The organism is Streptomyces sp. NBC_00259 (assembly GCF_036181745.1).
Classification (GTDB): domain Bacteria; phylum Actinomycetota; class Actinomycetes; order Streptomycetales; family Streptomycetaceae; genus Streptomyces; species Streptomyces pratisoli.
Map to the genome: position 1 here is coordinate 5115136 of NZ_CP108080.1, position 17794 is coordinate 5132929.

Here is a 17794-nt window from a genome sequence, read left to right on the forward strand (position 1 = left end):
GTGGGACACCAGTCGTAAACCTGGTTGAATCCAGGGACGGGGTGCCCGGCGGGGCGCACGAACCGGCCAGTAGCGGGGAGAGCATGGAGAACGGGAAGCCGACGGGTCCCAAGCCGAAGTGGTGGAGCCGGCCGGCCCGCCCCGAACCGTCGTCGGTGACCGACGCGGTGGCAACGGCCGACACGCCCGACGCCGTACATGACGCCGGACCCGGACCCGACACCGTGCGCCACGGCGCACAGGTCGTGGCACCGGCCGCTCCCGTCGACGACCAGGCGGAATACCCCCTGGCAGCGCCCGCACCCACGCCCGCACCCGCATCGGTGCCGGACCCACAGGCGCAGGCCCCGGAGCCGGACACCTCCGTCGCGGAGCAGCCGCACCCGCAGCCGGCGGGTGACGGCTGGACGGACCCGGCCGACGCGGTGCCGCACGCCCATGACGGCCTCCCGGCGGGCGACCGTACGGACGGCGGCGTACGGCCCTTGCACGAGCCCGACGAGTACCGCACGCCTCCCTACGGCGGCCCCGGGCCCTGGGCGCCGGCCCCGCCCGTGCAGCGGCCCGGAGGCGGGACGCCACCGCCGTACCCCTCCGGCAGCGAGTACGCGGCACCGGCACCGGCGCCGGGACCCCTGGCCGCCCCACCGGCCCCCGCGCCCGCACCGGTGCAGTGGAGCCAGTACGACCCCTGGAGCTCGCCCGGCGCGGCGCTCACACAAGCCGGAGAGCCTCCCAGGAAGAAGACCCGGCGTGGCATGGCCTTCGTCGGCGCACTGCTCTTCGCGCTGCTCGCCGGAGTGCTCGGCGGCGGCGTCGGCGCGTACCTCGAACGCAACGGCGGGATCAGCACCGTCGAGCTGCCGCAGTCCGGCGCCGAGGACTCCGGCCGGGCTCCGGACAGCATCGCCGGTATCGCCGCCAGCGCCCTTCCCAGCGTGGTCACGCTGCACGTCAGCGGCAGCGGCGAGCAGGGCACGGGCACCGGGTTCGTCCTGGACGCGCAGGGCCACATCCTCACCAACAACCATGTCGTCGACCCGGCCGGCAGCTCCGGCGACATCTCCGTCACCTTCAGCGGCGGCGAGACCGCCCGCGCCACTCTCGTCGGCAAGGACAGCGGCTACGACCTCGCCGTCGTCAAGGTCACCGGCGTCTCCGGGCTCAGGCCGCTGCCGCTGGGCAACTCCGACAACGTCCGGGTCGGCGATCCGGTCGTCGCCATCGGCGCGCCCTTCGATCTGCAGAACACGGTGACCGCCGGAATCATCAGCGCCAAGGAGCGCCCGATCACCGCCGGCGGCGAGAAGGGCGACGGCAGCGACGTCAGCTACGTCGACGCGCTGCAGACCGACGCCCCGATAAACCCCGGGAATTCGGGCGGTCCGCTCGTGGACTCCAAGGCGCGGGTCATCGGCATCAACAGCGCGATTCGCGCCGCGGACAGCGCGCCCGGCCCGGACGGAAGCGCCGGTCAGTCCGGTTCCATCGGCCTCGGCTTCGCCATTCCGATCAACCAGGGAAAGCGGGTCGCCGAGGAGCTGATCAACACCGGCAAGGCCACCCACCCCGTGATCGGCGTCAGCCTCGACATGCAGTACTCGGGCGACGGCGCGCGCGTCGGCGAGAAGGGCAAGGACGGTGCCGCGTCCGTCACCGCGGGCGGACCGGCCGCCAAGGCCGGTGTCCGTCCCGGCGACGTCATCACCAAGGTCGACGGCCAGCGTGTGCACAGCGGCGAGGAACTCATCGTCAAGATCCGTGCGCACCGCCCCGGTGACCGCCTGGAACTCACGCTCACCCGCAACGGCAAAGAGCAGACCAAGACGCTGACGCTCGGTTCGTCCACGGGCACGTGACGGACACCCCGCAGGTACCGCAGGGACAGATTGGCCGGGTACCGTGGAGCCGGCCACTCCTGCGCTGCGGGCACGGAGAACAAGAACACGAGGAGCAGCAAGGTGTTCAATGACATAGGCGCACTCGAGCTCGTGACGCTCGTTGTCCTCGCCGTGCTCGTCTTCGGCCCGGACAAGCTGCCCAAGGTCATCCAGGACGCCTCGCGCTTCATCCGCAAGGTCCGGGAATTCTCCGACAACGCGAAGCACGACATCCGCAGCGAACTGGGCCCCGAATTCAAGGACTTCGAGTTCGAGGATCTGAATCCCAAAGCCTTCCTCAGGAAGCAGCTGAACGAGAACGACGATCTCAAGGAGATCCGCAGCAGCTTCGACCTGAAGAAGGAGATGAACGAGGTCGCGGACGCGGTGCACGGCAGGGAGTCCGGCGACTCCTCGGTGCCGGCGGCGGTCAACGGATCGCCGGGCACCACCGCACCGGATCTGGTCAAGAAGCGCGAAAAGCCCGATCAGGGCGAGCGCCCGCCGTTCGACGCAGACGCCACCTGAGTGCCCCCGACCGCCACCAATCCCTACGAGCCGGTGCGAGGTGGCTATCCTCCATCTGTCCGGAATAGAGGACGCCCGCGGGGGGCGGGCCGTTCCGGGCCTTGGTGATCAAGGAGGCGGCCGGACAGATGGAGACGACGAGTCGGGCAGGGGCGCAGGGTTCGCCCAGCACGTCCACAGCTGAGGGGGTGCCCGCGGCCCGGCCTACGGTCGACGGCTATCTGCGGGCCCCGTTCCCCTGGTACGGACTGGACGAGGCCTTCACCGGGCAGCGCTGGCTGATGCAGGTCGGCACCGACGCGGATGGTGCGGTGCAGCACGGGTCCATGGGGCACGGCGACGAGCCGTCGATAAAGTCCGACGCGGCCGGTGCGGAGAAGGAACGCTTCGCCGTGGTCGTGACGGTCGCCGCGAGCCCGGTACGGCGCAGCGGCGACGGTACGGGTGTCCTGGACGCCACGACGGTCTCATCGGCCGCCTGGCTGGCCGGCTCGGGGCTGCTCGCGTACACCTGGCCCGCGCAGCTCGACCACTCGCTGCGGGACGACTGGCTGGCTCAGCAGACGGAGACCGCGTTCGAGCTCGCGGACGACCTGGACGGCTCGGCCTGGTCCGAGCTGTCGCTGCCGGTGGACGGGGTGCCGATGCCCTTCCACTACCGGGAGTCGGAGTTCGGGTGGGTGCTGGCCGGGTCCGCCGGGAACGGGGTGCACATCGGGGCCTACGGGCGCGGGATGAGCGCGTACGGGCTCGGCTTCGCCGTGGTGCAGGACCTCGGGGCGTACGCCTAGACGCACGAAGGGCACCGTTCTCAAGGAACGGTGCCCGTTCGGCTCTGCGCGCGGTCTGCACTCTTCGGCCGGGATGACCCCGCCGTCGGCTCGGGCCTCGACGCGGCGCTCGGGCCGTCGCGACGCTCAGACCTCGTGCCGCGGCTCGGACCTCGTCGCGCGGGTCAGAACTTGTTGCGCGGGGTGATGCCCAGGCTCATGCCCGCGAGGCCGCGCTGGCGGCCGCCGAGCTTGTCGGCGATGGCACGCAGGGCCGAGCCGGCGGGGGAGTCGGGGTCGGTGAGGACGACCGGCTTGCCCTCGTCGCCGCCTTCGCGGAGCCGGACGTCGATCGGGATCTGGCCCAGGACCGGGACCGTGGCGCCCGTCGTCTTCGTCAGGCCCTCGGCGACCATCTGGCCGCCACCCGTGCCGAAGACGTCGACCATCTCGTCGCAGTGCGGGCACGGCAGGCCCGACATGTTCTCGACGACGCCGACGATCTTCTGGTGGGTCTGGACGGCGATGGAGCCCGCACGCTCCGCGACCTCCGCCGCGGCCTGCTGCGGGGTGGTGACGACCAGGATCTCCGCGTTCGGCACCAGCTGGGCCACGGAGATCGCGATGTCACCGGTGCCGGGCGGCAGGTCGAGCAGCAGCACGTCCAGGTCGCCCCAGTAGACGTCCGCGAGGAACTGCTGCAGTGCGCGGTGCAGCATCGGCCCGCGCCACACCACCGGCGCGTTGCCCGGCGTGAACATGCCGATCGAGATGACCTTCACGCCGTGCGCGGACGGCGGCATGATCATGTTCTCGACCTGGGTGGGACGGCCGTCGGCGCCGAGCATGCGCGGCACGCTGTGGCCGTAGATGTCGGCGTCGACGACACCGACCTTCAGACCGTCGGCCGCCATCGCCGCCGCCAGGTTCACGGTCACGGAGGACTTGCCGACGCCGCCCTTGCCGGACGCCACCGCGTACACCCGCGTCAGCGAGCCGGGCTTGGCGAACGGCACCTCGCGCTCGGCGGTCGTGCCGCGCAGCGAGGACGCGAGCTCACGGCGCTGCTCGTCGCTCATCACGTCCAGCGAGACATCGACGCGGGTGACGCCCTCGACGCCGGAGACGGCGTCCGTGACGCGCTGGGTGATGGTCTCGCGCATCGGGCAGCCGGAGACGGTGAGGTAGACCGTGACGGCGACCGTGCCGTCGTTTCCGATCTCCACCGATTTGACCATGCCGAGGTCGGTGATCGGCTTGTTGATCTCGGGGTCGTTCACCGTCGCCAGTGCTTCGCGCACCGCGTCTTCCGTAACCATACGGACGATGGTACGGCGCCGGATCCCGCCCCGGGGGCCCCTGTCGGCGGTCGCCTTCGTCACGTCCGGGCGGGCCTCGGCCGGGAATAGAGCGGGCGACGCCGGACGTCATCACGCGGGCGGACCCGACGCCGGTCCCTCCGGGGCGTGGGGACGAGGACCGGGCCGCCGCCGAGGTGCGGTCGTCCGCCGCCGTGCCGAGCGCCTCCGCGGAGGCGAATTGCTCCGGAACGCTACTGTTCAGCGGCTTCAGGACGGCCCGTACCGTTCCATGACGTCGCCGCCCAGGGTCCGGACGGCTCCCTTCCGGAGAGCCTGCGCACCTTGGGTACGCTGCGGTCTGCCACCCCCACGCGTATGAGAGGCAGTGCGCTCGTGACCGCTCTCCCCCCGGGCCCGGCCGCCCGTGCCCGCCGGGCCGCGCTCCCCGTCGCGCTGTGCGCGGCGCTCGCCGCAGCCGTCACGGGATGCGGCGGCGAGGACCCGGACGCGGGGACGAACGGCGTCGGCAAACTGGAGGCGCCCGCCATCGAGGCGAGGGCCAAGGCGGCGGCGGACGGGGCGAACTCGGTACGGCTGGCGGGCACGCTGGTGTCCAAGGGCGGCACGTACAAGCTGAACATGCGGCTGAAGAAGGCCGGCGGAATCGGCTCGGTCACCTCGAAGAACTCCACGTTCGAGCTGCTGCGCGTCGAGGACGCGCTCTACCTCAAGGCGGACGCGGACTTCTGGGCCACAGCGGACTCGGACGACAAGGGCGACGCCTCCAAGCCGCCGGGTGAGGACGACGAGACCGCTGCGAACAAGCTCGACGACATGTACGTGAAGATCCCCGACGACGATCCCGCCTACAAGCAGCTGCGCGGCTTCACCGACATGGATGTGCTGCTCGACGGGCTGCTGGGGCTGCACGGAAAGCTCAGCAAGGGCGACCGCGACTCGATCGAGGGCGTACGCACGATCAAGATCCTGGGCGGCGACGGCAACGGCGGATCGCTCGACGTCTCGCTGGAGGGCACCCCCTACCCGCTCCAGTTCGCCCGGGCGGGCGGCGCGGGTGTGCTCACGCTCGCGGACTGGGGGGAGGACTTCGCCCTCGAAGCCCCTTCGAAGGAGGAGACGGTCGACTACGGCCGTCAGCTTCCCCGTAGAAGCGACTGACGCGGAGCCCGCCGCCGGTCGTCCTCTCCGGGTCAGTTCTTGCGGCGCCGGCGCAGGAGGAGGCGCGGCAGGGCCGCCGGGACCGGACGGCGGGTGGTCGCCGGGCTGGGCAGCGGCACGGCGGACAGCGAGCCCTGCGGATGCTCGGTGGTCGACTCGCGCGGCTCCAGCCGCAGCACCCGGCACTCCTGGGCCCAGCGCTCGGTCATCCGCTCGCCGTCCGGCGCGTTGAGCCGCTTGCCCTTCAGCTCGGCGACCGCGGCCTCCCACGCCTCGGAGCCGGGCGGCAGCTCGGTCACCGCGGCGGTCCAGGCCACCAGCCGGCCGCCCTTGTCCTTGCTGCGCACGGTGATCTCGGCCGTCGAGCCGTCGGCCAGCTCCGGCAGCGGCTGCTCACCGGGCCCGTCCCCGACGACATGCGCGGCGCCCTCGTGCCACACATGCCACAGGGCACGGGCCGGTCCGCTGCCGCGCACCCAGATGAGGCCCGACTTCTTGGTGGCCTCCTCGACGAGGGCCCGGCCGAGCAGAGAATCGTCGCCGGGCGCAGCGTCGTTGCCGAGAGGAGCGTCGTTCATGCCCGCAGCCTATTAGAGCCAGCCGTTGCGCTTCAGCGTGCGGTGAATGGTGAGACAGATCCCGACGATGCCGACGAGCACCATCGGATAGCCGTACCTCCAGTGCAGCTCCGGCATGTGGTCGAAGTTCATGCCGTAGATGCCGCAGACCGCCGTCGGTACGGCGATGATCGCGGCCCAGGACGTGATCTTGCGCATGTCCTCGTTCTGGGCGACCGTCGCCTGCGCCAGGTTGGCCTGGAGGATCGAGTTCAGCAGCTCGTCGAACCCGATGACCTGCTCCTGCACCCGGGCCAGGTGGTCGGCGACGTCGCGGAAGTACTTCTGGACCTCGGGGTCGACCAGCCGCATCGGGCGCTCGCTCAGCAGCTGCATCGGCCGCAGCAGCGGGGTCACCGCCCGCTTGAACTCCAGCACTTCACGCTTGAGCTGGTAGATCCGTCCGGTGTCGGTGCCGCGCGTGCTGCCCTTCGACGGCGCGGAGAAGACGTCGATCTCGATCTCGTCGATGTCGACCTGAACGGCGTCCGCGACCGCGATGTAGCCGTCCACGACATGGTCCGCGATGGCGTGGAGCACCGCCGAGGGGCCCTTGGCGAGCAGCTCCGGATCGTCCTGCAGCCGGTGCCTGAGGTTGCGCAGCGAGCCCTGTCCGCCGTGCCGGACGGTGATCACGAAGTCGGGCCCGGTGAAGCACATGACCTCGCCGGCCTCGACGACCTCGCTGGTCGCCGTCAGTTCGGCGTGCTCGACGTAGTGGATGGTCTTGAAGACCGTGAAGAGCGTGTCGTCGTACCGCTCCAGCTTGGGCCGCTGGTGGGCGTGCACGGCGTCCTCGACGGCCAGCGGGTGGAGCCCGAACTCGGCCGCGATGCCGGAGAACTCCTCCTCGGTCGGCTCGTGCAGCCCGATCCACGCGAATCCGCCGCCCTCGCGCACCCGCAGCATCGCCTCGTGCGGGTTGAGGCAGGCCTCGTCCTTGACCCGCTCGCCGTCGCGGTAGACGGCGCAGTCCACGACCGCGCTGGAGGCCGAGGGGTCACGGGTCGTGTCGTAGGCACCGTACGCGCTGTACGGGCCGCTGCTCTTGCGCAGCGTGGGGCGGACCGCTTCGCGCAGGTCACGGATCATCGACATGGCAGGCTCCTTCACGGAGAGGCCGCCGGTGCGTGGCGTGGCACAGCCCGGAATGAGGACGTGTCTCGATACGTCCGCAAAGCGGGCGGCACCGCGGGACGCGGTGACGGCGTTCGCTACAGACAGTCAGGCAGGGAAGACGTGCTCTTCCGTCATGCGCGGTGCCATGGATCCGACGGTGCGGAGAACCCTCAGCGATTCGAGGAGAGGAGTCGCGCGGAAGAGCTGTTGGTACTGCACGGTCGACTTCGATCCACCGCAGCCCCACCTCCTCCGGCCGGTCCCCCGTAGGGGATGACGTGTCGTCGGGAACTCGAGAACAATGCTTTCGGCATGTTGTCCCGAACAGGCGGCCAAGCCTATCAGCCGACAGCGGGTCAACTTCGTCCTTTGCCCGTTCCTGATGCGATCTATGCTCGCGGGATGGGAGAAGTTCTTGCTCTGGTCGAGGCCCGGCTGCGCAGCGCGCTCGGCGAACCGGACGCGCGCGCCGCGGTGACCTTCGTCGGTACGGACCGGATCGAGGTGCTCCGGTTCATCGACGGGGACATCGCCCGGTACGCCACGCTGGGCATGTCCGCCCAGCCGATGACCGACCCCAAGGACGTGCTCGCCGACCCTGTGAAGGGGCCGCGCGCGGAGCTGGTCCTGTCGGTGCGCGCCGGGCTCGCCGACACCGACAAGGTGCTGCGTCCGCTCGCCGTCCTGGCCTCGTCTCCGCAGGTCGAGGGGGTGATCGTGGCGCCCGGCAACTCCATGGACGTGGGTGGGCCGCTGTGGCCCTCCGCGCCGTTCTCGTCGGTCCTGGTCGCCGAGTCCGGCGGGCTGGTCGAGGATCTGGAGCTCGACTCGCCCATGGATCCGGTGCGCTTCCTGCCGCTGCTGCCGATGACGCAGAACGAGGCCGCGTGGAAGCGGGTGCACGGTGCGGCGCAGCTCCAGGAGCGCTGGCTGACGCAGGGCACGGACCTGCGCGATCCGTTGCGCAGGTCCGTGCCCCTGGCGTGACCACAGCTGTCGTGGGCGCGTCGTTGAAGTGACGTATCTCATGGCCGAGTTGATCGGGCGGGGCCAGCAGGCCCGCGCGGGTCAGTCGGCGAAGACCGCGACCCCGTCCCGCGTCGCGTGGACCGGCTTCAGCTCCGCCGCCTCGTGGACGAGCGACGCCCGCCGCGCCCACACGACGCCCGCGCCGCACACCGCCGCGATCCCGGCCACCACGAACGGCATATGGACGTTGCTCCACTCCTCGATCTTCGGCGCCAGGAACGGTGCCGCGGCCGCCGCGAACCAGCGGACGAAGTTGTAGCCCGCGCTCGCCACCGGGCGCGGGGCGTCGGAGACGCCGAGCGCCAGCTCCGTGAACACGGTGTTGTTCACGCCGATGAGCGCTCCGGACAGCACGGTGCAGACGACGGCCGTGGTGTGGTCGCCGTACCCGAGGACCACCACGTCCACGGCGAGCAGCAGCAGCGAGCCGCCCAGCACCCTGAGCGAGCCGTACCGCTTCTGCAGCCGCGGCGCGACCAGCACCGAGAAGACCGCGAGCAGTACGCCCCAGGCGAAGAAAACCGCTCCGGACCGGTACGGCGACATGTTCAGCACGAACGGGGTGAAGGCCAGCACGGTGAAGAAGGCGTAGTTGTAGAAGAACGCCGAGGTGGCGACCGACGCGAGGCCGCCGTGGCCGAGCGCCTTGAGCGGGTCGAGCAGCGAGGTCCTGGCGGCGGGCTTCGGCTGTTCCTTGAGGAAGGCCGCGATGCACACGAAGCCGATGGTCATCAGGGCCGCGGTCCCGAAGAACGGATAGCGCCAGCTCGCGTCGCCGAGCACGGCGCCGACGAGCGGCCCGCAGGCCATGCCGAGACCGAGTGCCGACTCGTAGAGCAGGATCGCCGCCGTGCTGCCCCCTGTGGCCGCGCCGACGATGACGGCGAGCGCGGTCGACACGAAGAGGGCGTTGCCGAGGCCCCAGCCGGCCCGGAAGCCGACGAGCTCGCCGACCGAGCCCGACATGCCGGAGAGCGCGGCGAAGACGACGACCAGCACCAGGCCCATGAGGAGCGTCCTGCGGCCGCCGATGCGGCTGGACACGAAGCCGGTGACCAGCATCGCGACGGCGGTGATCAGGAAGTACGAGGTGAACAGCAGGGAGACCTGGCTCGCCGTGGCGTCCAGGCCCTTGGCGATGGACGGCAGGATCGGGTCCACCAGACCGATGCCCATGAAGGCCACGACGGACGCGCCGGCCGTGGCCCACACGGCTTTCGGCTGACGCAGGATGCCGCCTCCGCCGGCCGTCGCTTCCGCTCCCGGGTCTCCTTCCGTAACTTCCCGTCGTTCGTCCTCGCCGGCGAACGGATCCGCTGCGCGCATGGATGCTCCTCTGTCTCTCCCATGAGGTCGTTGCTATATGCAAACACTAAGTTAGTTTGGCTAATTAGTGCAATTGACATGTAGTTTTCCCTGCTGAGGTCGGGTGAACCGCAGTGCGGGACGGGTGATCGTCCTTGACGCGGCGGCGGACGGGTAGGACCGTTGAGCGCTATGAGGGGCGAACCCAGTTGCCCGAAGTGTGGTGGCCGGGTCAGGGCGCCCGGTCTCTTTGCCGACACCTGGCAGTGCGATGTGCACGGTTCCGTGCATCCACTCCAGCCGGTGATCCCGCCGAGCGTCGAGGCCCTCAGCGTGGTGGTGGCTCGCGCCAAGGTGCCCGTGTGGATGCCCTGGCCGCTCCCCGTCGGCTGGCTGTTCACCGGCGTCGCGTACGCGGGCGACGACCGCAGCGGCGGCCGTGCCACGGCCGTCGCCTGCTCGGGGCCAGGGCCCCTGGGCGGCGTGGGGGAGCTGCTGCTGGTCGCCGAGGAGCTCGGCGTCGGCCTCGGTGCCCGCTTCGCCGGGATCGACGGGCCCGACCCCGGGCCGCACATGACCGTGGACATCTCGCCCCAGGCCAAGGTCCTCGCCAGCGGGCGGCCGACACCGCTCTGGCACGTCAACGACGCCCCCGAGGACCGTGCGGTGTTCGCGGGCGAGGCGCGGGGACTCTGGTTGTGGGCGATCGTCTGGCCCGAGTCGACCGGGCTGCTGATGTACGACGAGCTGATACTGACCGATCTGCGGGAGGCCGGCTCGGAGGTGGAGCTGCTGCCGTGCGGCGCGCTCTCGCCACGACTGCTGTCGTGACGGTGTGCGGTGACGACGCGAGCGGGACGGTGTGCGTGACGACGCGAGGTCCGGTGCCGGTACCGGCACCGGTGGGGCGGGGGTGCGTGACGGTGTTCACCTGACGCGGTGGTCCGGGTGGCGCCCGCGCCGCCGTTACGATTGAGCGTCGCCCTGTCCGCCCCGAGCCCTGGAGTCATGCGTCGTGCGTATCGATCTGCACACCCACTCCACGGCCTCCGACGGTACGGACACCCCGGCCGAGCTGGTGCGCAACGCGGCGGCCGCCGGACTCGACGTCGTCGGGCTGACCGACCACGACACCGTGGGCGGATACGCCGAGGCGATCGCCGCACTGCCCGAGGGCCTCACCCTCGTGACCGGCGCCGAGCTCTCCTGCCGCGTCGACGGTGTGGGTCTGCACATGCTGGCGTACCTCTTCGACCCCGAGGAGCCCGAGCTGGCGCGCGAGCGCGAGCTGGTGCGGGACGACCGTGTGCCGCGCGCCCGGGGCATGGTCGCCAAGCTCCAGGAGCTGGGGGTGCCCGTCACCTGGGAGCAGGTGGCCCGGATAGCCGGCGACGGATCCGTCGGCCGGCCGCATGTGGCCTCCGCGCTCGTCGAGCTCGGCGTCGTGCCCGACGTGTCCGCGGCCTTCACGCCCGACTGGCTCGCGAACGGCGGACGGGCGTACGTCGAGAAGCACGAGCTCGACCCCTTCGACGCCATCCGTCTGGTCAAGGCGGCAGGCGGCGTGACCGTCTTCGCGCACCCGCTCGCCGTCAAGCGCGGAGCGGTCGTACCCGAGGCCGCCATCGCCCGGCTGGCCGCGGCCGGCCTCGACGGCATCGAGGTCGACCACATGGACCACGACGAGCCGACTCGCGCCCGGCTGCGCGGACTTGCCGCCGACCTCGGCCTGCTGCCCACCGGCTCCAGCGACTACCACGGCAGTCGCAAGACCTGCCGGCTCGGTGACTACACGACCGACCCGGAGGTCTACGGCGAGATCACGCGCCGTGCGACCGGTGCCTTCCCGGTCCCGGGCACGGGCGGAACGCTCCGCTAGCCCGCATCCGTCCGCGGCCCCTTCCTGCCTGGTTCCGCGGCCCTCTCAGGCGCCGCCGGTGCCCCGCGCAGATGTGCGCGTGCCGATGCGCCCGCACATCCCCGCTCACCCCGCTTTCCTCAGTCCCCCGACACCCCTTCACCCCGCAAGGCCTCACTGTGTTCGACTTCGCCGTCTTCGGTTCCCTCTTCCTCACCCTGTTCGTGATCATGGATCCCCCCGGGATCACCCCGATCTTCCTCGCCCTCACCTCCGGCCGCCCCGCCAAGGTCCAGCGGCGGATGGCCTGGCAGGCGGTCGCCGTGGCCTTCGGAGTGATCACCGTCTTCGGCATCCTGGGCCAGCAGATCCTCGCGTACCTCCATGTCTCCGTCCCCGCGCTGATGATCGCGGGTGGTCTGCTCCTGCTGCTCATCGCGCTCGATCTGCTGACCGGCAAGACGGACGAGCCCCAGCAGACCAAGGACGTCAATGTGGCGCTCGTACCGCTGGGCATGCCGCTGCTGGCCGGGCCCGGTGCGATCGTGTCGGTCATCCTCGCGGTGCAGCACGCCGACGGTGTCGGTGCGCAGATCTCGGTGTGGGCCGCGATCGTCGCGATGCACGTCGTGCTGTGGCTGACGATGCGCTACTCGCTGCTGATCATCCGCCTGATCAAGGACGGCGGCGTGGTGCTGGTGACCCGGCTGGCGGGCATGATGCTGTCGGCGATCGCCGTGCAGCAGATCATCAACGGTGTCACCCAGGTGATCCAGGCGTCCTGATCGCGGCCCCGGCCGCCGCACGGGCCTGACGCCCCGTGCCCGCACAGCACTACGCCCCCGTACGGAACCGTTCCGTACGGGGGCGTCTCGCCACTGAGCGTTACGAAGCCGAGGCCTCGGCCGGGCGGATGTAGATGCGCTGGCCGATCGCGGCGGCCTGCTGGACCATCCGGTTCACGGAGGCGGCGTCCACAACGGTGCTGTCCACGGCGGTACCGTCGACATCGTCGAGTCGCATGATCTCGAAGCGCATAAAGGGCTCCTCTCTGGCCGTCTCTTCTGCTCTTCTCAACGAGATGCTGTCTGCAAACATTCCCTACGCTAAGGAAATTTTTTGGATGGCTAACTACTGGCAGGTAGAGCGTGGCCCGCTCACAATGGGGTCGTCATGAACGACGCAGAGTTCACCGAGATGAGCGCCCGCCTGGAGCGCACCAACGAGCTGCTCCAGCGCATGCTCGCCGAGGTCGCGAAGACCCCGTCCACCCACGCCATCTTCGTCGACGCCGGTTACGTCTATGCTGCGGCCGGGTTGCTTGTGACGGGCACCGAGGACCGGCGCTCCTTCGACCTCGACGCCGAAGGGCTCATCGAGGCGTTCATCGACAAGGCCCGCACCATCTTCGCGGACAGCCGGCTGCTGCGCGTCTACTGGTACGACGGCGCCCGGCGCCGCATCCACACGGTCGAGCAGCAGTCCATCGCCGAGCTGCCCGACGTCAAGGTCAGGCTCGGCAACCTCAACGCCAACAACCAGCAGAAGGGTGTCGACTCCCTCATACGGACCGACCTGGAGTCACTCGCCCGGCACCGCGCCATCAGCGACGCGGCTCTCGTCGGCGGCGACGAGGACCTCGTCTCCGCGGTGGAGGCCGCCCAGGGGTACGGCGCACGGGTCCATCTGTGGGGCATAGAGGCGGGCGAAGGACGCAACCAGGCGGAGCCGCTGCTCTGGGAGGTCGACAGCCAGCGCACCTTCGACCTCGACTTCTGCAGGCCGTACGTCACCCGCAGGCCCGTCACGACGTACGAGGACGACAGCCCGCCGCCGTCACGTGAGGACGTCCGCTTCGTGGGCGCGCAGATCGCCGCCGCCTGGCTGGTCGAACGCGGCCGGGAGCCGATGGCGGAGCTGCTGCCGGGACACCCCTATCTGCCGGGCCCGGTCGACCAGGACCTGCTGATCGAGGCGGAGAAACTGCTCAAGCACTCCCTGCGGGGGTACGCGCATCTGCGCCGGGCCCTGCGGGACGGCTTCTGGCAGCACCTCCACGGTCAGTTCTGACGCCAGAAACCGACGAGCGCCTCGGCGGTCGCCGCCGGGCGGTCCGTGTTCGGCGAATGCTCGGCGCCCTCGATCACGGTGCGGCGCGCCCCGAGCCGTACCGCCATCGCGTCGAGCAGCGGCACCGGCCAGGTGTCGTCCCGCTCACCCGACAGCACATGCACGGGCAGCGGCTGTACGGCGGCGAGCTCGTCGACCCGGTCCGGTTCGACGGTGAGCTGGTGACCGGTCGCCAGCAGCTGGGCCGGATTGTGGCGCAGCCAGCGGCGCCGCAGGTCCTCGCCGTTGACGTCGGCGTCCTCCGGCGGGTCCAGCGCCCGCATCGCCTCCCAGACCTGGTCCATGTCCATCACCGTGAGGGCGTCGCTCAGCAGTTTGACCTTGTCCTGCTGAGCGGGGGAGATCCGGGCCGGGCCGGACGACATCAGCGTCAGCGAGCGGAACGGACGCGCGTCGAGGAGGACGGCGGCACGGGCGATCTGGCCGCCGAGCGAATGCCCCACGAGATGGACGGGCGCGTCGCCGACCACCGCGGCCTGTGCGAGCACATCCTGGGCCAACTCGGCCTGAGCGTAGGCTTGTTGGTCCGCCGGGCCGTCGCTCTCGTACTGCCCGCGGCCGTCGACGGCCACGGCACGGAAACCGGCCGCGGCCAGCGGCTCCAGCAACGCGATGAAGTCCTCCTTGCTCCCGGTGAACCCGGGCAGCAGCATCGCGGTGCCGTGCACCGGGCCGCTCGGTGCGGCGTCCAGCACGGCGAAGTCCCCCCGGGCGGTGCGCAGGTGGTGACCGCGGGCGCAGGCGGGGGGCACGAAGGTGGGGGGCCGGCTCATGCGGGTGAGATTACCGGGGGCTTCGCCGTCCCGGCCCCTGGCGGGTCGGCCCCGGTCCTCCAGGCGCCGGACATGGTCCCGGGAACGACCGAGGGCCCGCCGCCCCTGGTGGGGTGACGGGCCCTCAGCGAGCGGGTCAGGCCTCCGGCTGGGCGGCCTTCACGCGAGTGCGGCGGCGGCGCGGCTTGGCCGGCTCCTCCGCCGCGACCTCGGTGGCCACGGTAACGGCCACGGCCACGGCCTCGGTCTCGGTCTTCGGGGCGGTCGACGACGCGCGCGTACGGCGGCGGCGCGGCTTCGCGGGCTCCTCCGTGGTCGTGACGGCCTCGACCGCCGGAGCGGCCTCGGTCTCGGTCGCGCCCGCGCGGGTGCGCCGACGGCGACGCGGTGTGCGGGGCTCCTCCGCGGTCTCCTCTGCGGCGGGAGCCGGAGCCGCGGTCTCGTCGCCCAGCGGCGTGCCGCTGCGCGTGCGCCGACGCTGACGCGGCGTGCGCGCCGGGCGCTCCTCCGACTTCGTACGGGACGAGTCCGCCTTCGTACGGGACGAGGAGCGTGCGCCACGGCCGCCCGGCTCGCCGAGGTCCTCGAGCTCCTCCGCGTCGAGACCGGCGCGGGTGCGCTCGGCCCGGGGGAGGACGCCCTTGGTCCCGGCGGGGATGCCGAGCTCCTCGAAGAGGTGCGGCGACGTCGAGTACGTCTCGGCCGGGTCGGGGAACTTCAGGTCCAGCGCCTTGTTGATCAGCTGCCAGCGCGGGATGTCGTCCCAGTCGACCAGGGTCACGGCGGTGCCGGTCGCGCCCGCGCGGCCGGTGCGGCCGATGCGGTGGAGGTAGGTCTTCTCGTCCTCCGGCGACTGGTAGTTGATGACGTGCGTCACGCCCTCGACGTCGATACCGCGCGCGGCGACGTCGGTGCACACCAGCACATCGACCTTGCCGTTGCGGAACGCGCGCAGGGCCTGCTCGCGCGCGCCCTGGCCGAGGTCGCCGTGGACCGCGCCGGAGGCGAAGCCTCGCTGGGCGAGCTGATCGGCGATGTCGGCGGCCGTGCGCTTGGTACGGCAGAAGATCATCGCGAGACCGCGGCCGTCGGCCTGCAGAATGCGCGAGACCATCTCGGGCTTGTCCATGGAGTGCGCCCGGTAGACGCGCTGTGTGATGTTCGCGACGGTCGCGCCCTGGTCGTCCGGCGCGGTCGCGCGGATGTGCGTGGGCTGCGACATGTAGCGCCGCGCGAGACCGATGACCGCGCCCGGCATGGTGGCCGAGAACAGCATGGTCTGACGCTTGGCCGGAAGCAGCTGGATGATCTTCTCGACGTCGGGGAGGAAGCCCAGGTCGAGCATCTCGTCGGCCTCGTCGAGGACGAGCGCCTTGACGTGGGAGAGGTCCAGCTTCTTCTGGCCCGCGAGGTCGAGCAGCCGGCCGGGCGTGCCGACGACGACGTCGACGCCCTTCTTCAGCGCCTCGACCTGGGGCTCGTACGCACGGCCGCCGTAGATCGCGGTCACGCGGACGTTGCGCACCTTGCCGGCGGTCAGCAGGTCGTTGGTGACCTGCGTGCACAGCTCACGGGTGGGGACGACCACGAGCGCCTGCGGCGTGTCGGTCAGCTGCTCGGGCTTGGCCCGGCCCGCCTCGACATCCACGGGGACGGTGACGCGCTCCAGCAGCGGAAGTCCGAAACCGAGGGTCTTGCCCGTGCCGGTCTTGGCCTGGCCGATGACGTCGGTGCCCGAGAGGGCGACCGGAAGGGTCATCTCCTGGATGGGGAAGGGGGTGACGATGCCGACGGCCTCAAGGGCTTCGGCGGTCTCGGGAAGGATCCCGAGCTCTCGGAAAGTCTTGGCCTGCGTAGTCAGGGTGTTGCCTCTTCTGTGAGACGCGGCGCGAGGCGAACGCTGGGGGTCTTACCGCACCTGGGTACGGGACGGCCGACCGTGGATTGGCCGGAAAGGCGCGGGACCACTGCCGTCGCTCGAGCGCTCATGCCGCTGAGGTCCCCTCATGTGGCGGGAATGCGCACAGAGGGCTGTCAGGTCGGAGCCGATCGGGCCACCGACCGGGCATCCTCATTCAGAGGGCCCGCCGCGATATCCGGCAGGCTTAATACCACTGTACCCCGGATTCGCGCATCTGTGTTGGGCGAATTCCTGGGAACCGTGCCGCGACGGCGGCTGACCAGGCCCTTCCGCGGTGCGGACGGCGAGCTATTGTGCGCTTCATGGAGACGCCTGACAACGCCACCGCGCCCGCCGCCGACGCAGCGGAAGAACTCACCGGGATCGCCGCCCAGGACTGGGCCGTGGCCTCCGCCGACCCCCAGTACCGCGCCGCGGTGGTGGATCTGCTCGGCGCGCTCGCCTATGGGGAGCTCGCGGCCTTCGAGCGGCTCGCCGAGGACGCGAAGCTTGCCCCGACCCTGGCGGACAAGGCGGAACTGGCGAAGATGGCCTCCGCCGAGTTCCACCACTTCGAGCAGCTGAGGAACCGGCTGACCGCGATCGAGAGCGAGCCCACGAAGGCGATGGAGCCGTTCGCCGCCGCGCTGGACGAGTTCCACCGTCAGACAGCCCCGTCCGACTGGCTGGAGGGCCTGGTCAAGGCGTACGTCGGTGACTCGATCGCCAGCGACTTCTACCGCGAGGTGGCCGTACGGCTGGATTCGGACACGCGCCGGCTCGTGCTCGGGGTGCTCGACGACACCGGGCACGGCAACTTCGCCGTGGAGAAGGTGCGCGCGGCGATCGAGGCGGACCCGCGGGTCGGCGGCCGGCTCGCGCTGTGGGCGCGCCGGCTGATGGGCGAGGCGCTGTCCCAGGCGCAGCGGGTCGTCGCCGAGCGGGACGCGTTGTCGACGATGCTCGTGGGCGGGGTCGCCGACGGCTTCGACCTGGCGGCGGTCGGTGAGATGTTCACCCGGATCACCAAGGCGCACACGAAGCGGATGGCCGCCCTGGGGCTGGCGGCGTAACGCGGTGAGCCGGGCCGGTGGCGGCGCTGGTCGGCAGGCGGTCGGACGGACGTCAGACCGCGGCTGATCGGCGCAGCCGCCGTGTCGTGGGCCGGATCAGCAGCGACAGCGTGACGGCCCCGACGAAGACCGCGCCGATGAGCGTGCCCAGCAGATTGCCCGGGCCGACGGCCATGTGTGTCAGATACGCGCCGAACAGCGCGCCGAGCGTGCCCGTCGCGAAGACCACGCGGGGGGCCGGAAGCCGGTCCGGAAGCCTTCGCACGGCTGCCCAGGAGAGCGCGAGTCCGAGCAGGACGGAACCGAGAGCTTCCAGGATCACCACGGATCAC

General features: G+C 71.0%; 18 protein-coding genes. 10 read left to right on the top strand and 8 right to left on the bottom strand.

Annotated elements, in window-relative coordinates; genetic code table 11:
- Window positions 1-83: 83 nt before the first annotated feature.
- From OG766_RS23285 to OG766_RS23295, 3 genes are all read left to right on the top strand, one after another.
- Window positions 84-1859, top strand: coding sequence for a trypsin-like peptidase domain-containing protein (locus OG766_RS23285; protein ID WP_328726125.1), 1776 nt, complete (start codon window positions 84-86; stop codon window positions 1857-1859).
- Between the two features lie 102 nt (window positions 1860-1961).
- A complete protein-coding gene (locus OG766_RS23290) occupies window positions 1962-2408 on the top strand; it encodes a sec-independent translocase (RefSeq protein WP_266382647.1) in 447 nt (148 codons plus the stop codon).
- A gap of 128 nt (window positions 2409-2536) precedes the next feature.
- A complete protein-coding gene (locus OG766_RS23295) occupies window positions 2537-3199 on the top strand; it encodes a hypothetical protein (RefSeq protein WP_266382650.1) in 663 nt (220 codons plus the stop codon).
- Between the two features lie 164 nt (window positions 3200-3363).
- Here OG766_RS23295 and OG766_RS23300 read toward each other — a convergent pair whose 3' ends face one another.
- A complete protein-coding gene (locus OG766_RS23300) occupies window positions 3364-4497 on the bottom strand; it encodes an Mrp/NBP35 family ATP-binding protein (RefSeq protein ID WP_266382653.1) in 1134 nt (377 codons plus the stop codon).
- A 375-nt stretch (window positions 4498-4872) separates the two neighbouring features.
- On the opposite strand from OG766_RS23300, the gene OG766_RS23305 reads away from it, so the two are divergent.
- Window positions 4873-5658: a hypothetical protein gene (locus tag OG766_RS23305; protein ID WP_328726126.1), complete on the top strand. Its 786-nt coding sequence runs from the start codon at window positions 4873-4875 to the stop codon at window positions 5656-5658.
- Window positions 5659-5690: 32 nt separating this feature from the next.
- Here the strand turns inward: OG766_RS23305 and OG766_RS23310 are convergent, their stop codons facing one another.
- Window positions 5691-6236, bottom strand: coding sequence for a hypothetical protein (locus OG766_RS23310; RefSeq protein ID WP_328726127.1), 546 nt, complete (start codon window positions 6234-6236; stop codon window positions 5691-5693).
- Window positions 6237-6248: 12 nt separating this feature from the next.
- Entirely contained in the window at window positions 6249-7373 is a 1125-nt protein-coding gene (locus OG766_RS23315) for a magnesium and cobalt transport protein CorA (protein ID WP_266382660.1), read from the bottom strand.
- A gap of 423 nt (window positions 7374-7796) precedes the next feature.
- On the opposite strand from OG766_RS23315, the gene OG766_RS23320 reads away from it, so the two are divergent.
- Window positions 7797-8381 carry a suppressor of fused domain protein gene (locus OG766_RS23320; protein ID WP_328726128.1) on the top strand — a complete coding sequence of 195 codons (585 nt, stop codon included), beginning with the start codon at window positions 7797-7799 and terminating at the stop codon, window positions 8379-8381.
- Between the two features lie 81 nt (window positions 8382-8462).
- Here OG766_RS23320 and OG766_RS23325 read toward each other — a convergent pair whose 3' ends face one another.
- Window positions 8463-9749: an MFS transporter gene (locus tag OG766_RS23325; protein WP_328726129.1), complete on the bottom strand. Its 1287-nt coding sequence runs from the start codon at window positions 9747-9749 to the stop codon at window positions 8463-8465.
- Between the two features lie 171 nt (window positions 9750-9920).
- Between OG766_RS23325 and OG766_RS23330 the strand changes: the two genes are divergently transcribed.
- From OG766_RS23330 to OG766_RS23340, 3 genes are all read left to right on the top strand, one after another.
- Window positions 9921-10559 (top strand): DUF6758 family protein, encoded by a 639-nt coding sequence (locus OG766_RS23330; RefSeq protein ID WP_266382668.1) that lies wholly within the window; start codon window positions 9921-9923, stop codon window positions 10557-10559.
- A 184-nt stretch (window positions 10560-10743) separates the two neighbouring features.
- Entirely contained in the window at window positions 10744-11607 is an 864-nt protein-coding gene (locus OG766_RS23335) for a PHP domain-containing protein (protein ID WP_266382671.1), read from the top strand.
- 158 nt (window positions 11608-11765) lie between these two features.
- Window positions 11766-12371 carry a MarC family protein gene (locus OG766_RS23340; RefSeq protein WP_266382674.1) on the top strand — a complete coding sequence of 202 codons (606 nt, stop codon included), beginning with the start codon at window positions 11766-11768 and terminating at the stop codon, window positions 12369-12371.
- A 100-nt stretch (window positions 12372-12471) separates the two neighbouring features.
- Here the strand turns inward: OG766_RS23340 and OG766_RS23345 are convergent, their stop codons facing one another.
- Window positions 12472-12624, bottom strand: a complete 153-nt coding sequence (locus OG766_RS23345) for a hypothetical protein (RefSeq protein ID WP_266382677.1) — start codon at window positions 12622-12624, stop codon at window positions 12472-12474.
- Window positions 12625-12783: 159 nt separating this feature from the next.
- Here OG766_RS23345 and OG766_RS23350 point away from each other — a divergent pair, with 159 nt between their 5' ends.
- On the top strand, window positions 12784-13656 hold the full coding sequence (locus OG766_RS23350) for an NYN domain-containing protein (RefSeq protein ID WP_385479597.1): 873 nt from the start codon (window positions 12784-12786) through the stop codon (window positions 13654-13656).
- Here OG766_RS23350 and OG766_RS23355 read toward each other — a convergent pair.
- Window positions 13647-14489, bottom strand: coding sequence for an alpha/beta fold hydrolase (locus tag OG766_RS23355; RefSeq protein ID WP_266382683.1), 843 nt, complete (start codon window positions 14487-14489; stop codon window positions 13647-13649). The two genes, OG766_RS23350 and OG766_RS23355, sit on opposite strands and share 10 nt — an antisense overlap.
- 136 nt (window positions 14490-14625) lie before the next feature.
- Complete coding sequence (locus tag OG766_RS23360) at window positions 14626-16248, bottom strand: DEAD/DEAH box helicase (RefSeq protein WP_328726130.1); 1623 nt, start codon at window positions 16246-16248, stop codon at window positions 14626-14628.
- A 464-nt stretch (window positions 16249-16712) separates the two neighbouring features.
- On the opposite strand from OG766_RS23360, the gene OG766_RS23365 reads away from it, so the two are divergent.
- Entirely contained in the window at window positions 16713-17462 is a 750-nt protein-coding gene (locus OG766_RS23365; RefSeq protein WP_266382688.1) for a ferritin-like fold-containing protein, read from the top strand.
- A 52-nt stretch (window positions 17463-17514) separates the two neighbouring features.
- On the opposite strand, the gene OG766_RS23370 is transcribed toward OG766_RS23365, so the two are convergent.
- Complete coding sequence (locus OG766_RS23370) at window positions 17515-17784, bottom strand: hypothetical protein (protein ID WP_266382690.1); 270 nt, start codon at window positions 17782-17784, stop codon at window positions 17515-17517.
- Window positions 17785-17794: the final 10 nt, after the last annotated feature.